The sequence below is a fragment of the Mesorhizobium sp. WSM4842 genome (assembly GCF_055901575.1).
Genome location: NZ_CM148372.1, coordinates 4,665,507 through 4,680,359, shown reverse-complemented (window position 1 = coordinate 4,680,359; position 14,853 = coordinate 4,665,507). Strand labels below are relative to the sequence as shown.

Sequence of the window (14,853 nt, the reverse complement as noted above, 5' to 3'; positions counted from 1 at the left end):
TCGCCTACCGATCGAGATAATCGGCGATTTTCGATGTCCATTCACTGTCGAAATGGCGAACTCGCTCTCCGACCATTTCATTGCTCAGCAGGCTCGACAGGGCAGGAACCAAAACCGGCTCTATCGTTGGAACGGAGCTATATCCAAGAGCAGTCAGACGTTCCGACCATGGTGGATGGTCCGCCTTCTCGTCATCGGGGGCGTCCCAGGCCTTCAGTGCATATTCTTGCAGAAGGCTCGTGCTCGACAAGTCGCTGCACACCGCCAGAACTCTATCAAGCGGCGGGCGAGGCGGTGCCATCGCGCCAAGCAACTCACGCTTAAGCGGATTGTAGACCTGGTCATTGAAGAACTTGTCGGCCGCTGCAATCAGGAGCAGGGCGCGTGCTGCTTCGTACGAATCGCCTGACATTGCCGCATGACGATCGGCATCGATTTCCGCTCGTCGCGATAGCCGTATTCCTTCGCGTTCCAGAGAGTACGACAGCGGAGCCAGCATCCAGTAAAACAGGCTGCCGGAAACTGTTTTTCCGGGAGGAGCATATTCGAAGATCAAATCGAAGCTTTTGTCGAGCTCGGCAAGATTGAGACCGCCGTTTGTGTCCCTGTTTTTCAGATGAGCGTTTTCGTGAGCAAGGATTGCCGAAAATGCCTTTTCGTCGGTCACGGCAAGCAACGGGATACCGACGGTCAAGATTGCCCGACGGCCGAGCAGACCCAGAAACGGGCGCTCTTCCCCAATGCTGGCGTTCAGGTCACTGCTTAGCACAATGGTCGTCTGGCTGGCGCGATGTTTGCCAGCCACGCTTTCCCACACTGCCCACAATTTTGGCGCCGAGTCCCGAGTAATCCCTTCCACCCTGCTAGGCCGAAAGCCGGCAAACAATGCTCCAGTTAAAAGAACGAAAGCCAGCATTGCAGCCGGTACGGCAATAACACCGCCCGCGATAACCGCGAGCGGATGCCGATCAAGGAACAGCAGCCAGAGGAGCACCGGGCAGAAAAGCGGCAGAACAAAAAGCAGGACGGCAAATCTGCCGAAGTGCTCTCCCGTGTAGAGGACTAGGCGCGACATCAGCGTCTCACAACGGAATGTTGTCGTGCTTCTTCCAGGGGTTTTGCATATCCTTGTTGCGCAGCATGCGGAGCGCACGCGCAATGCGGCGGCGGGTCGAATGCGGCATGATCACCTCATCGACATAGCCGCGCTCGGCGGCGACGAAGGGCGACAGGAAGCGATCCTCGTAAGCCTTTGTGTGCGCTGCGATCTTCTCCGCATCGCCGATGTCCTTGCGATAGATGATCTCGACCGCGCCCCTAGCGCCCATCACCGCGATCTGCGCCGTCGGCCAGGCATAGTTCATGTCGCCGCGCAGATGCTTTGACGCCATCACGTCATAAGCGCCGCCATAGGCCTTTCGGGTGATGACGGTGATCTTCGGGACGGTCGCTTCGGCATAGGCGAACAAAAGCTTGGCGCCGTGCTTGATCAGCCCGCCATATTCCTGCGCGGTACCGGGCAGAAAGCCTGGAACGTCGACGAAGGTGACGATCGGAATCGAAAAACAGTCGCAGAAGCGCACGAACCGCGCCGCCTTGCGGCTGGCGTCCGAATCGAGCACGCCGGCCAGCACCATCGGCTGGTTGGCGACGAAGCCGACCGTGCGGCCTTCGACGCGCCCGAAACCCGTAACGATGTTTTTCGCAAAATTCTGCTGGATCTCGAAGAAGTCACCCTCGTCGGCAACTTTAAGGATCAACTCTTTGATGTCGTAGGGTTTATTGGCGTTGTCGGGGATCAGCCGGTCGAGCGATAGATCGTGATCGGTGACCGACTGGTAGCATTGGATCTCGGGGATATCAGCCGTATTGGAGGCAGGCAGCAGATCGATCAGCCGGCGCATTTGCAGCAACGCCTCGACGTCATTGTCGTAGGCGCCATCGGCGATCGAGGACTTGGTCGTGTGGACGAAGGCGCCGCCGAGGCTCTCGGCAGTCACCGTTTCGTTGGTGACCGTCTTCACCACGTCCGGCCCGGTGACGAACATGTAGGAGGTGTCGCGCACCATGAAGATGAAGTCAGTCATCGCCGGCGAATAGACGTCGCCGCCGGCGCAAGGGCCCATGATCAGTGAAATCTGCGGGATGACGCCGGAGGCGAGCACATTGCGCTGGAAGATCTCGGCATAGCCGCCTAGTGCTGCCACGCCTTCCTGAATGCGGGCGCCGCCGGCGTCGTAGAGGCCGATGATCGGCGCGCGGTTGCGCAGCGCCATCTCCTGCACCTTGACCACCTTTTCAGCGTGGGCCTCGGACAGCGAGCCGCCGAACACGGTAAAGTCCTTGGCGAAGACATAGACCGGGCGGCCGTTGACGGTGCCCCAGCCGGTGACGACGCCGTCGCCGGCGATCTTGGTCTTCTCCATACCGAAATCGGTCGAGCGATGCTCGACATACATGTCGAACTCCTCGAACGAACCCTCGTCGAGAAAGACGTCTATGCGTTCGCGCGCGGTGAGCTTGCCCTTCTTGTGCTGAGCGTGGATGCGGGCCTGGCCGCCGCCCATGCGCGCCATATCGCGGCGGCGCTCGAGTTCCTTCAGCACGTCCTTCATCGGTCGATCCCCAAAACGGAAGCTGATTTGTGGTAATCATGACGGCAGGCGAGCGCAAGCGCCGCTTCGCCATGGCTTTCGCTGCGCTGCAACATGACGCCCCTTGCATTCCGCGGCGAACTGGGCCATATGCGGCGACATAGGCGCTTGGGCCGGGACTATCCGGCCTTCTCGACGAATGAGACTGGTTGCGTCTGTTTTCCCTCTTTCCGACATATCGGCAAGGCGGCGAAAAAGCCCCGTGGCATGATGCCTGCGGGCACGACAGCGCAGCCGTGCGGACGATAACGTCCGCCGCCTTGTCGTTTCATGACAGTTTTTTCGACGGCAGGTTGTTGCGCCCTGCCGCCATCGATGTTTGCGGCCAGGAGCCGCGTGAAAGAAGAATATTTTGACCAACGAAAACACTTTGACCGGCAAGGACACTGGGGAACTTTCAGGTTTCGCAGCACTTGGAATTACGGGCGCGCTGCTCAAGGCCACCCATGCCGCCGGCTTCACCGATCCGAAGCCGATCCAGGCGCAGGCGATCCCGCCGCAGCTGGAAGGCCGTGACATTTTCGGCATCGCCCAGACCGGTTCGGGCAAGACTGCGGCGTTCGCGCTGCCGATCCTGTCGAAGATCATCGCGCTCGGCACCAAGCGCCGGCCGAAGACCGCTCGCGCGCTGATCCTGGCGCCGACGCGCGAACTCGCCGTGCAGATCGAAGAGATGATCAAGCTGCTCGCCAAGGGCGCGCATGTCTCGACAGCACTCGTGCTTGGCGGCGTCTCGCGCTTCAGCCAGGTAAAAAAGATTGCTCCCGGCGTCGACATCTTGATTGCCACGCCCGGCCGGCTGACCGACCTGGTGCGTGAGGGCGACCTCGTGCTTGCCGACACCAAATGGCTGGTGCTGGACGAAGGCGACCGCATGCTCGATATGGGCTTCATCAACGACGTCAAGCGCATCGCCAGGGCGACCGCGCCAGACCGCCAGACGGTGCTGTTCTCGGCGACCATGCCGGCCGAAATCGCGGAACTGGCCAAGGGCCTGCTTAAGAACCCGATCCGCGTCGAAGTGGCGCCTCACAGCACTGCGGCGGCCGAGATCGTACAGGGCGTCGTCTTTGCCCGCACCAAGCAGAAGCGACAGGTGCTGTCGACGATGCTCGCCGACGAGGCGATGAAGTCGGTCATCATCTTTTCGCGCACCAAGCATGGCGCCGACAGGGTGACCAAGGACCTCGAGCGCGACGGCTTCAAGGCCGCCGTCATCCACGGCAACAAGTCGCAGAACGCCCGCCAGAAGGCGCTGAATGATTTCCGCGAGGGTTCGGTGCGCATTCTTGTGGCGACCGATATCGCGGCGCGCGGCATCGACGTGCCCGGCATCAGCCACGTGGTGAATTTCGACCTGCCGGACGAGGCGGAGAGCTATGTCCACCGCATCGGCCGCACCGGTCGTAACGGCATGGACGGCATCGCCATCACGCTTTGCGACCCGTCCGAGAACAGCAAGCTGCGCCAGGTCGAGCGTATCATCCGCACCAAGCTGCCGATCGTTGCTGACCATCTCGGCAGCCCCGATCCGCAGCGCAATCCCGCCGAAAAGAACGAGCGCAGCTTCGAGCCGGCCAACGACCGCAATGGCCGTCGCGACGGCAGGCGTCCTGGTGGCCAGAACAACGGCTTCGGCAAGAAGCGCTTCGGCGAGGCCTTCGCCGGCGAGCGTAAGCCGGAAGGCGCCAAGCCCTTCAAGGGCAACAACAAGCGTCGTTTCGGCGGCAAGCGGCCAGCGGCGCGGGCTGCGTAATCAGATAGTGCAGCCGGCCGAGCCTGTCGGGCTCGGCCGGCTGCTCACAATTGAAAAAGGCGATCGGAGCGATGGTTCGGTCGCCTTTTTCGCCTGGGATCTACTTCACCACGCCTGTACCCACACGACAATGCGCTGCGCGAGGAAAGCTGTGGTTGCTGGCGACAGCGCGTCACCGGCAATGACGTGGTTGTCCCGATCGCCGGTATCGTCGACCGGCACCAGTTCGTGCGCGGCGCCCCAGCGCCCGGCTATTTCGCGGGTGCGGTCCGGCCGCACGATCCTGTCCGAATCCGAAAAGATGAACAGGGCAGGGATCGTCGCCTTCTCCACCGGCGCGCCATAGGCAAGCTCGGTCAGCGCCACCATCGGCAGGGTCGCCGCGATCGGATAGCGGTAGGTCCAGAATTTCTCGTGCAGCGCATTGCGTGGCACGAAGCTGCGCTGCTTGCCGGCGACCAGCTCGGCGATCTCTCGGCCCCACGGCATGGTCAGGAGTTCGGCGCCGGAAGCCTTGACGCCGAAATTCGGCGAGATGAACGCGATTGCCGCCACCCCCTCCGATGCGCCCGGCTGCGTCGCAGCCCAGGCTGCCAGCGAGCCGCCGGTCGAGGTAGCGATGACGATCACCTTGTCGCCGATCGCCCGGCCTATGGCGAGGGCTTCCTCATAGTCGTTGATCCAGGCGTTGACGCTGCCGTCCGCCATTGCGGCACCGCCCTGTCCGTGGCCGGTGAGGCGGGTGTAGTAAAGATTGGCATCGAGCTGGTCGGCCACCTCGTCCGCCAGCGGACGAACCTCGCCCTTCGACGCCGAAAAGCCGTGGATATAGACGATAGACAGCGGCGTCCTGGCGTGAACCATCGGATTGGCCCAGATGATCTCCTTTTCAAGTCCGTCGCGGATATCAGGCACGGCCGCCTCCCGGCGTGCCAGATAGGCTTGCGGATCATCGCCGATCAGGGAAGAATCGAAGCGAACCGTGGTGTCGACTTGGACGCGCGGGCCAAGCGCGAAGGCGAGGACAAGAATGAGGGCGAAAGCCAGCATTGCAAGCACGATCCGTCGCCCCATCGCAGACTCCGTCCAAATAATCCGCAACCTATGGCCGCGATGGCAGACAGGCAACGGCGTCCCGCCGGCGGCGGGATCGCCGACTTCGATGGCCGGTCTATTCGCTCGGCGGCTTGCGGTCGAAATTCAGCGGACGCGCCTTCCAGTGGGTCGCGGTGCTGATGACCCATCGGCAGAACGGTCTCGGCAGGATTCTGAGCAGCTTCAGGCCCCAGCTCAAGCGGCGCGGGAAGGTGACTTCGAAGCCGCCGGACTTGATGCCGCGCGCCATGCGGCGCGAGGCGCGATTGACGGGCATCAGACCGGGCATCGGCAGCAAATTCTTCTCGGTCAGCGGGGTGTCGACGAAGCCCGGATTTATCACCTGGATGCGGACGTTCATCTTGTCGAAATCGTATTTCAGCGACTCTGCGAGGATATTGACCGCCGCCTTGGTGCCGCCATAGGCGGCCGTGGTCGGCCAGCCGAAATAGGCGGTGACCGAACCGACCAGGACGATATGGCCGCGCGCGCGGACGCGCATGCGTTCGATGACCGGCACCAGGCCGTTGATGATGCCGAAATAATTGACATCGAAGGACTGGCGAAATCCACGGACGGTGAGGTCTTCGCCGGCGGTCGCAATATAGCTCCCGGCATTGAAAACGGCCAAGACGATCGGGCCAAGATCCTTCTCGATCACTGCCACCGTCTTTGCCATGCGTCTCTCGTCGGTGACGTCGCAAGGATAGGCCGTGACATGGCCCGCCATCTGCGCCGTCTCGACAACAAGCGTATCGATCGGATCGTCGTCGAGTGCCGTCACCGCGACGGCATAGCCTTGTTCCGCAAGGTCCTTGGCCAATGAACGGCCGATGCCGCTGCTGCCGCCCGTGATCCACGCGACGCCGTCTTTCGGGTTGGCCCGGTAGAGAGTCATGCTATGCCCTGCGACTTTTTTAGCCTGTGCTCTAGCGGTGAAGAAATCGAATGAAAAGAGCGCTTTTCAGTGGGAGCTTCAACGAATAGCGGAAGGCGACGTCTATTTTAGGAATTGCAGCCCAGAAATGCCGCTGGACCAGACAAATTCTTGCCTTGAAACCGAAGCTTCGGGTTTCTAGGGTTCCGCCGCAAGCATAAAGGAATCTCCATGCCCCGTTCTGTGATCGAAGCGATCGGCAATACGCCTCTGATCCGCCTCAACAAAGCCTCGGAAGAAACCGGCTGCGAGATCCTGGGCAAGGCCGAATTCATGAATCCGGGCCAGTCGGTGAAGGACCGCGCCGCGCTGTTCATCATCCGCGACGCCGAGCAGCGCGGGCTCTTGAGGCCGGACGGGGTCATCGTCGAGGGGACGGCCGGCAACACCGGCATCGGATTGACGCTTGTGGCCAAGGCGCTTGGCTACCGCACCGTGATCGTCATCCCCGACACGCAAAGCCAGGAGAAGAAGGACACGATCAAATTGCTTGGCGCCGAGCTGATCGAGGTGCCTGCCGTTCCCTACAAGAACCCCAACAATTATGTGAAACTGTCGGGCCGCCTGGCCGAGCAGATGGCCCGGTCCGAGCCGAACGGCGCGATCTGGGCCAATCAGTTCGACAACGTCGCCAACCGTGACGGCCATACCCGCACCACGGCGGAAGAAATCTGGGCCCAGACTGGCGGCAAGGTCGACGGTTTCGTCTCGGCGGTCGGCTCCGGCGGAACGCTGGCCGGCGTCGCCTTCGGGCTTAAGTCCAGGAGCAAGGACGTCAAGATCGCGCTCGCCGATCCGCTGGGTGCGGCGCTCTATAGTTTCTACACCACCGGAGAGCTGAAATCCGAAGGCAGCTCGATCACCGAAGGCATCGGGCAGGGGCGGGTCACCGCCAATCTGGAAGGGTTCACACCGGATTTCTCCTTCCAGATTCCGGACGAGGATGCACTGCCGATCGTCTTCGATCTTATCCAGGAGGAGGGTCTGTGCGTCGGCGGCTCGACCGGCATCAACATTGCCGGCGCGATCCGGTTGGCGCGTGAGATGGGTCCCGGCCACACCATCGTGACCGTGCTTTGCGACTACGGCACGCGCTATCAGTCGAAATTGTTCAACCCTGAATTCCTGCGCCAAAAGAAACTGCCGGTGCCGGGCTGGATGGAACAGCGGAGCACAATTTCGGTGCCGTTCGAGAAGGTCGCGTGATGGCTTACAAAACGGAAGCGCTGTTTCGCGACGACGCCTATCTCAGGACGGCTGATGCCACGATTGTCGCCGTCAACGACCGTGGCGGCATCATTCTGGACCGGACGGTCTTCTATGCTACGTCGGGCGGGCAGCCGGGCGATACCGGCACCCTCGAACGCGCCGACGGCAGCCTGATCAACGTTGCCGCCACCATCACCGGCGAGACCAAGGACGAGATCATCCATGTGCCGCCTGAGCAGGCAGTGCTTGAGGTCGGCGAACCGATAAAGCTCGCCGTCGATTGGGAGAGGCGGTATCTGCTGATGCGCATGCACACAGCCTGCCATTTGCTCACCGTCGTCTGCCCGTTCCCGATCACCGGCGCCTCGGTTTCCGAGGACGACAGCCGTGTCGACTTCGACATCCCGGATGCCGGGTTCACCAGGGAAGACGTGACGGCCAGGCTGATGGATCTGGTGCGGGCCGACCACCCGGTCTTTGTCAGGCTGATCACAGACGAGGAACTGGCGGCCAATCCGGGACTGGTGAAATCGAAAAATGTTCGGCCACCCGTCGGCACGGGCAAGATCCGACTGGTCTGCATTGGCGAGAATGCCTCGATCGACAGCCAGCCTTGTGGCGGCACCCATGTAAAGAGCACTGGAGAAGTCGGCGAGATCCATATCGGCAAGATCGAGAAGAAGGGTCGCGAGAACCGGCGCTTCCGAATACGCTTTGGACCGATGCCGCCGGCCTGATAAACAGATGTCAAAGGCGTGCAGGAGAAGAAGAATGGCCGAAGACGGCCCTTTCACCGTCGATGCGGACTGGTTGCAGAAGCGCCTCGGCGAGCCTGGCCTGACCATCGTCGACGCGTCCTGGTATCTGCCGGCGCAGAAGCGCGACGCGCGCGCCGAATATGACGCAGCGCACATTCCAGGCGCCCGTTTCCTGGATCAGGATGCGATCTCGGATCCTGATTCCCCACTGCCGCACACGCTGCCGTCGCCGCAGCATTTCGCCCAATATGTCGGCGCCATGGGCATTTCGGCCGACGACACCATCGTCGTCTATGACGGTCCGGGCTTCTTCTCGGCGCCGCGCGCCTGGTGGATGTTTCGTGTCATGGGGGTGTTCCAGGTCTACGTATTGGACGGCGGTTTCGACCGCTGGAAAGCGGAGGGACGGCCGGTAACGGCGGAGCCGACGAAGATCGCGCCCTGCGTGTTTCATGCCGACTTCGATGCCGCTCGCGTCGCCAGCCTGGCCGATATGCGCCGGATCGTCGAGACCGGGGAAAGCCAGATCGCCGACGCGCGTTCGCCTGGCCGGTTTGCCGGTACCGAGCCGGAGCCTCGCGCCGGCATCCGCTCGGGCCATATGCCCGGCGCGCACAATGTGCCGTTTTCGGCGCTTGCCGAGGACGGCGAGCTGCTGTCGAAAGACCGATTGCGCAAGGTGATCGAGGACGCAGGCATCGACCTGTCGAAGCCGGTTGTCACCTCTTGCGGCTCAGGCGTCACTGCGGCGGCGATCACGCTGGCGCTTGAGACGCTTGGCCATACCGACAACAGGCTCTACGACGGTTCATGGACGGAATGGGGAGGGCTTGGCGATACGCCCGTCGTGACGGGCAAGGATCGACAGTGATGGAAAACGGAGCGCTTGAAGACATCGAGGTCACGGTGACGTTTCTCGAAATGCATGTGCCGCCGGCCTATTCGCCGCCGGTGCCGTACAACCGCCAGGTCGCTCTGCTGAAGACCAAAGACATTCCGCTGCATTTCTACCGCTATTTGATGGATCGGGTAGGCCGCAAATGGCACTGGGTCAACGTGCTGAGGCTGAGCGACGAGGAGCTTTCTGCAGGCATCCATCGCGAGGACCGCGACATCAGGGTGCTGTATCTCGATGGATCTCCGGCCGGCTTCTTCGACCTAAAGCCGCATCTGCCTGAAGAAGTGGAACTTGCCTATTTCGGCATGATGGAGCACGCGACCGGCCAAGGCATCGGCCGTTGGTTCCTCGGTGCGGCGATCGCCGCCGCCTGGTCGCACGGCCCAAGGCGGGTGACGGTGCAGACCTGCACGCTCGACCATCCGGCGGCATTGCCGCTCTACCAGAAGCTCGGCTTTGCACCGGTCGCGCAAAAGAAGGAGATCGTGCATCCAATGACCTTCGCCGAGCGTGCGGCCAGTGTCATGCGGCCATGATTTTCTCCGCAAACTGAACCTATTGTTCATCAATGCTTCAGCTTGTCTTTGCCATCTTGCCGGCACCATCAATGCGGCAGAGGCCGAAGGAGAAAAGACATGCTGACCCGACGCACATTTGCCGCCGCGCTGATTGCGGCCCTCGCCGTGCCGACCTTTGCCGCCGCCCAGGCAACCACGCCTTCGGCGGCGACGATCGAGCGTCAGCTCGAGGCCGCACCCCGCGTTAAGCTGCGCCCGAACCAGCGCGTCTCCATCCGCGAATTCAAGAGGCGGCCGGACCTGCGGCGCATGGCCCGTTCGATCGATATCCAGTCGATCAATTTCGCCTTTGGCTCGGCGGCCATTTCCGAATCGCAATATGGCAAGATCGAAAATATCGCCGATGCGCTTCGGCGCATCCTGCGGCGCGACCGCGGTGCCCGCGTGCTGATCGAAGGCCATACCGACGCGGTCGGCTCTTTCCAGTCGAACCAGATCCTCTCCGAACAGCGCGCCGCTTCGCTGAAGCGCACCTTGGTGCGCGAATTCGGCGTGCCGGACTATACATTGGAAACCGTCGGCTACGGCGAGGAATTCCTGCTGGTGCAGACGCAGAACGAGAATTGGCGCAATCGCCGGGTGACGCTGCGCCGCTTCGACGACTTCATCCGCTGAGCCTGTCCGAAATCCGCATTGGCGGCCATCTGAAGGCGTTTTCTGCGCTTCCGGTTCTCGAAGACACCATCATCTGACTCGCCGCTGTAATTTTCGAAACAGGCTCAGTCACTGCGGTCTGGATCAACAGCCGAAAAAGAGCCTGGCTTGAATGAGTCGCGCTCTTTCCATATCGCTGTCGGTCAAAGCCTACCGCATCGGCCCGAAAATCGGGATCGATTTTCGGAAAGCACGATGCGTAGACTCAAATGTTGGAGCGTCCTTTGCGCGTCCAAAAAGGACGCGTGGCGCTCCAATGATGATGGAGGATCAAACGATGACGATTCGGGTGGTGATGGCCGGTGCGACCGGCTGGATCGGCAAGGCACTGGTTCCGGCGATCGGGGCGCAAGGCGACATGGCACTGGCCGGGGCTGTGTCGCGCAGCGGCGCGGGGCAGGATTCCGGCCTCCTGGTTGGCATGCCGGCCAACGGCATCACCGTTTCCGCCTCGCTGACCGAGGCGCTGGAGGTACCGTCGGACGTGCTGGTCGACTACACCAGGCCGCATGTGGTGAAAGACCATGCGCTGCTGGCCATAGAGAAGGGGCGGCACGTTGTGATCGGCACGTCGGGGCTGGGTGCGACCGATTTCGGCGAGATCGACGCTGCAGCACGCGCCAATCGTGTCGGCGTCATTGCAGCCGGCAATTTTTCGATCACCGCCACGCTGATGAAGCGGTTTGCCCTGATGGCGGCGAAATACGTGCCGGATGTCGAGGTGATCGACTATGCGAGCGCCAAGAAACCCGACGCGCCGTCCGGCACCGCGCGCGAGCTTGCCGAAGCGCTGGCCGATGTCCGCAAGGCTTCGACGGTGCGGCCGGTCTCGGAGGTCTCGGGTGTGCCGGGAACCCGCGGTGCGGCGGTCGGTACGGGCGAGGGGGTGCAGGTGCATGCGCTTCGCCTGCCTTCCTACATCCTGTCCTGTGAGGCGCTGTTCGGCCTGCCCGACGAGCGGCTGACCATTCGTCACGACGCCGGCTCGTCCGCTGCTCCTTACGTGGCCGGCACACTGCTCGCTATCAGGCGGGTACAGGAGATCACAGGGCTGGTGCGCGGTCTCGACGCCTTGATGGACTGATCCAAATTGGCAGGAATCGGGTGGGAGACGCTGGCGCAGCGGCGTAATTTCCGGTCGACGATACCGGAGATTTCGCCATGACCATCCAGTTCAAAGCCTTGCCCACGGAAGATGTCAGAGCCTTGCAGCGCGGCGCGCCGGACGCCTATGGCCTGATACCAGAGCGGAAAATATCCGACGGCGACGGCGTGCCTTGCCGCCACTGCCTGAAGAACGTGACCGCCGGAGACGCCTATCTCATCCTGGCCTACCGGCCATTCCCGGAATTGCAGCCCTACGCCGAAACCGGACCGATCTTTCTGCATGCCGAGGAATGCGAGCGCGCCGCCGAAGCCGAGGCGCTTCCAGAAATGCTCGAAAGTGCCGACTACATCGTGCGCGGCTACGGCAGGGACGACCGCATCGTCTATGGCAGCGGCGGCGTCATTCCAACGGCCGCTATCGCGGCGCGGGCCGAGACCTTGTTCGAGCGCAACGATATCGCCTATGTGCATGTCCGCTCGGCGCGCAACAATTGCTACCAGTGCCGGATCGAGCGCGCGTGACGATCCGGGCGGTATTCATCGGTCGCAGCTGTCGTACGCCTGTCGCATTGTCGCGTTACGGAATGACTGTCGATCGATTTGCCGACCGCGGATGAACCGGCGGGAAGTCTCGATATCAGAGGAAGCGGGGCTTTGGCTCCGCTTTTTTGTTGCCCGCCCTGTCCGCCCCGCATTTCTTCCGCCCCAAAGAAAAAGCCCGCCGGAATGACCGGCGGGCTTTGACTGTTGTCTGGACGGTTTTTAGTTGAACTTGTACTTCGCGCCGATGCGGAGGTATGGAATGAAGGCGTGGAGGTGAGAGTGTCGTCCGGCAGCCCAAGTTCCGACGAGAAATCCTTCTCGGAGAACTGCGAATAGCGGTACTCGAGGCCGACGGTCACGTTGCTGGACATGGCCGTTTCCAGACCACCACCCACCGAGAAGCCGCTGGAGTCCCAATCGAGGATATCGCCGATGGGTGAAGACGCGTTCAGATCGAAGTGCTGCCAACTGTAACCACCGAGCACGTAGGCGAGGGTTGATTCGTTGACTTTCATACCGACACGACCAAGCACATCGAATCCGTAATCAGTATCCAGATTGATCGACCCGCCCGGGATCTCAAGTTCCGAAGTCATGCCGGAGTAGCGGGCATCCACCATGACGCCTGCGACCCAGCTGCCGAAATCATGGTCGTAGCGACGTTCAATTCGCCGAACACGCCTTCGCCACCGATCCCGTTGAACTCGAGGTCGCCAGCCGGCGGAACGTCGATCTGATGCACGATGCACCCGCACCGGCGGCGCCGCCGACGTAGAAGCCGGTCCAGTTGTAGGGCAGGAGCCTCAAAAGAGGCGACGCCACCATTCTGGGCGCCAAAGCCGCAACCTGGAACGTATGCCGCGACGTGTCGAGGTTGAGGGTGCCATCCGGCACACCGAAATCGGAAAGGAGATCATCATTAGTGCCGAAGCGGGTATAGCGATATTCTGACTTGATGGTCCAGTTACTGTTGATGGCCGTTTCAACGCCAGCTCCGACGAAGTAGCCGCTCTGGTCCCAATCGAAATCAAAACCAGCGTTCGTGTCGAGTTTGTATTTCTGCCAGGAATAGCCACCCAGCACATAGCCCAAAGTGTTCGGCGTGAAGAGATAACCAAGCCGCAACCCAGCGTCGAAACCGTAGGTCTCGCGGACCGAAGCTTCAAAACCAGCAACATCGAGCGTGGTTTCAATGTTGCCGGCATGGGCATCCAGAAGTCCGCCGATCAGGAAGCGCGGCGACACCATATAGTCGTACCCAACGGTCAGTTCACCGTAAACGCCTTCACCACCAAAGCCGGTCAGCCAATCGCAAACCGTGAAATTTGCTTGTGGAAAAAAGAGCCGCCGAGGGCGTCGGCGGCTCTGTCGGGAGAGGATTGAGCGGCGGGTTCAGGCGGCGAGAACGGCCTTCGGCTCGACCAACTCATAGCCGAGTGCTTCGGCCACCGCGCGGTTGGTGATCTTGCCCTTGTGGACATTGAGGCCGTTGCGCAAATGATGATCGTCGATCAGCGCCTTCAGGCTCTTGTCGGCGAGCTGCAGGCCGTAATGCAACGTTGCGTTGTTGAGCGCGTGGGCCGAAGTGACCGGCACCGCACCCGGCATATTGGCGACGCAATAGTGAATGACGCCGTCGACCTCATAGGTCGGCGCGGCATGAGTTGTGGCGTGCGAGGTCTCGAAGCAGCCGCCCTGGTCGATGGCGACGTCGACAAGCACCGAGCCTTTCTTCATGCCCGACAGCATCTCGCGCGAAACGAGTTTCGGCGCGGCGGCGCCTGGAATCAGCACGGCGCCGACGACGATGTCGGCCGAAAAACATTCCTCTTCCAGCGCCTCGACGGTCGAGTAGCGGGTGTGGACGCGGCCGCCGAAGATGTCGTCGAGCTGGCGCAGGCGCGGGATCGAGCGGTCGATGATGGTGACGTCGGCGCCAAGGCCGACCGCCATCCGGGCGGCGTGCAGGCCGACGACGCCGCCGCCGAGCACCGTGACCTTGCCGGGCAGAACGCCGGGCACGCCGCCAAGCAGCACGCCGCGGCCGCCATTGGCCTTCTGCAGCGCGGTGGCGCCGGCCTGGATCGACAGGCGGCCGGCGACTTCCGACATCGGCGCCAGCAGCGGCAGGCCGCCGCGGTCGTCGGTGACCGTCTCGTAGGCGATGGCCGTTACGCCGGAGGCCAGCAGGCCCTTGGTCTGCTCCGGATCCGGGGCGAGATGGAGATAGGTGTAGAGGATCTGGCCGTCACGGAGCTGGACCCATTCGTCGGGCTGCGGCTCTTTGACCTTGATGATCATGTCGGACTTGGCAAACACGTCGGCGGCCGTCTTGGCGATGGTGGCGCCGGCGGCGCGATAGGCGTTGTCGTCGGCGCCGATACCGGCGCCGGCACCGGCCTCGATCAGTACTTCGTGGCCATGCGCGACATATTCGCGGACCGAGCCCGGCGTCAGGCCGACGCGGTATTCGTGGTTCTTGATTTCCCTGGGGCAGCCGACGCGCATCTTCTTCTCCTCCTGATCCGGCCCTTTGGGGCACGTTCCCTGTCTAGAGATAGTGAACCATGAATCGTCCCGTAGGTGTTTGCGAATGCGCTTGCGCAAGAGGGCACGGTTCGATAATCGTTGCGCAAAACAGCCGGATTGTCGCAGGAATCCTGA

The 14,853-nt window shown here is 62.0% G+C and carries 13 protein-coding genes and 1 pseudogene; 8 read left to right on the top strand and 6 right to left on the bottom strand.

Annotated elements, in window-relative coordinates:
- Positions 1-4: 4 nt before the first annotated feature.
- Positions 5-1,075 carry a M48 family metallopeptidase gene (locus AC0NIE_RS22695; protein WP_473487431.1) on the bottom strand — a complete coding sequence of 357 codons (1,071 nt, stop codon included), beginning with the start codon at positions 1,073-1,075 and terminating at the stop codon, positions 5-7.
- A gap of 7 nt (positions 1,076-1,082) precedes the next feature.
- Entirely contained in the window at positions 1,083-2,615 is a 1,533-nt protein-coding gene (locus AC0NIE_RS22690) for an acyl-CoA carboxylase subunit beta (RefSeq protein WP_473487432.1), read from the bottom strand.
- A 391-nt stretch (positions 2,616-3,006) separates the two neighbouring features.
- Here AC0NIE_RS22690 and AC0NIE_RS22685 point away from each other — a divergent pair, with 391 nt between their 5' ends.
- Positions 3,007-4,410 carry a DEAD/DEAH box helicase gene (locus AC0NIE_RS22685; protein ID WP_473487433.1) on the top strand — a complete coding sequence of 468 codons (1,404 nt, stop codon included), beginning with the start codon at positions 3,007-3,009 and terminating at the stop codon, positions 4,408-4,410.
- A 105-nt stretch (positions 4,411-4,515) separates the two neighbouring features.
- On the opposite strand, the gene AC0NIE_RS22680 is transcribed toward AC0NIE_RS22685, so the two are convergent.
- Positions 4,516-5,484 (bottom strand): alpha/beta hydrolase, encoded by a 969-nt coding sequence (locus tag AC0NIE_RS22680; protein ID WP_473487434.1) that lies wholly within the window; start codon positions 5,482-5,484, stop codon positions 4,516-4,518.
- 97 nt (positions 5,485-5,581) lie between these two features.
- Entirely contained in the window at positions 5,582-6,403 is an 822-nt protein-coding gene (locus AC0NIE_RS22675; protein WP_473487435.1) for an SDR family oxidoreductase, read from the bottom strand.
- 210 nt (positions 6,404-6,613) lie between these two features.
- Here AC0NIE_RS22675 and AC0NIE_RS22670 point away from each other — a divergent pair, with 210 nt between their 5' ends.
- From AC0NIE_RS22670 to AC0NIE_RS22640, 7 genes are all read left to right on the top strand, one after another.
- Positions 6,614-7,648: a cysteine synthase A gene (locus AC0NIE_RS22670; protein WP_473487436.1), complete on the top strand. Its 1,035-nt coding sequence runs from the start codon at positions 6,614-6,616 to the stop codon at positions 7,646-7,648.
- Positions 7,648-8,388, top strand: coding sequence for an alanyl-tRNA editing protein (locus AC0NIE_RS22665; RefSeq protein ID WP_473487437.1), 741 nt, complete (start codon positions 7,648-7,650; stop codon positions 8,386-8,388). Before AC0NIE_RS22670 ends, AC0NIE_RS22665 begins: the two co-directional genes overlap by 1 nt.
- A 34-nt stretch (positions 8,389-8,422) precedes the next feature.
- Positions 8,423-9,280 carry a 3-mercaptopyruvate sulfurtransferase gene (sseA, locus tag AC0NIE_RS22660; RefSeq protein WP_473487438.1) on the top strand — a complete coding sequence of 286 codons (858 nt, stop codon included), beginning with the start codon at positions 8,423-8,425 and terminating at the stop codon, positions 9,278-9,280.
- Positions 9,280-9,843, top strand: a complete 564-nt coding sequence (locus tag AC0NIE_RS22655) for a GNAT family N-acetyltransferase (RefSeq protein WP_473487439.1) — start codon at positions 9,280-9,282, stop codon at positions 9,841-9,843. The genes sseA and AC0NIE_RS22655 overlap by 1 nt, the downstream gene beginning before the upstream one ends.
- Before the next feature lie 99 nt (positions 9,844-9,942).
- On the top strand, positions 9,943-10,500 hold the full coding sequence (locus tag AC0NIE_RS22650; protein WP_473487440.1) for an OmpA family protein: 558 nt from the start codon (positions 9,943-9,945) through the stop codon (positions 10,498-10,500).
- 316 nt (positions 10,501-10,816) lie between these two features.
- Positions 10,817-11,623 (top strand): 4-hydroxy-tetrahydrodipicolinate reductase, encoded by an 807-nt coding sequence (dapB, locus tag AC0NIE_RS22645; RefSeq protein ID WP_473487441.1) that lies wholly within the window; start codon positions 10,817-10,819, stop codon positions 11,621-11,623.
- A gap of 77 nt (positions 11,624-11,700) precedes the next feature.
- Positions 11,701-12,168 carry a DUF1203 domain-containing protein gene (locus AC0NIE_RS22640; protein ID WP_192365496.1) on the top strand — a complete coding sequence of 156 codons (468 nt, stop codon included), beginning with the start codon at positions 11,701-11,703 and terminating at the stop codon, positions 12,166-12,168.
- Between the two features lie 240 nt (positions 12,169-12,408).
- Here AC0NIE_RS22640 and AC0NIE_RS22635 read toward each other — a convergent pair.
- Both AC0NIE_RS22635 and ald read right to left on the bottom strand, forming a co-directional pair.
- Positions 12,409-13,494, bottom strand: a pseudogene (locus AC0NIE_RS22635) (outer membrane protein); the annotation flags it as partial.
- 87 nt (positions 13,495-13,581) lie between these two features.
- Positions 13,582-14,697 (bottom strand): alanine dehydrogenase, encoded by a 1,116-nt coding sequence (gene ald / locus AC0NIE_RS22630; RefSeq protein ID WP_473487443.1) that lies wholly within the window; start codon positions 14,695-14,697, stop codon positions 13,582-13,584.
- Positions 14,698-14,853 lie beyond the last annotated feature (156 nt).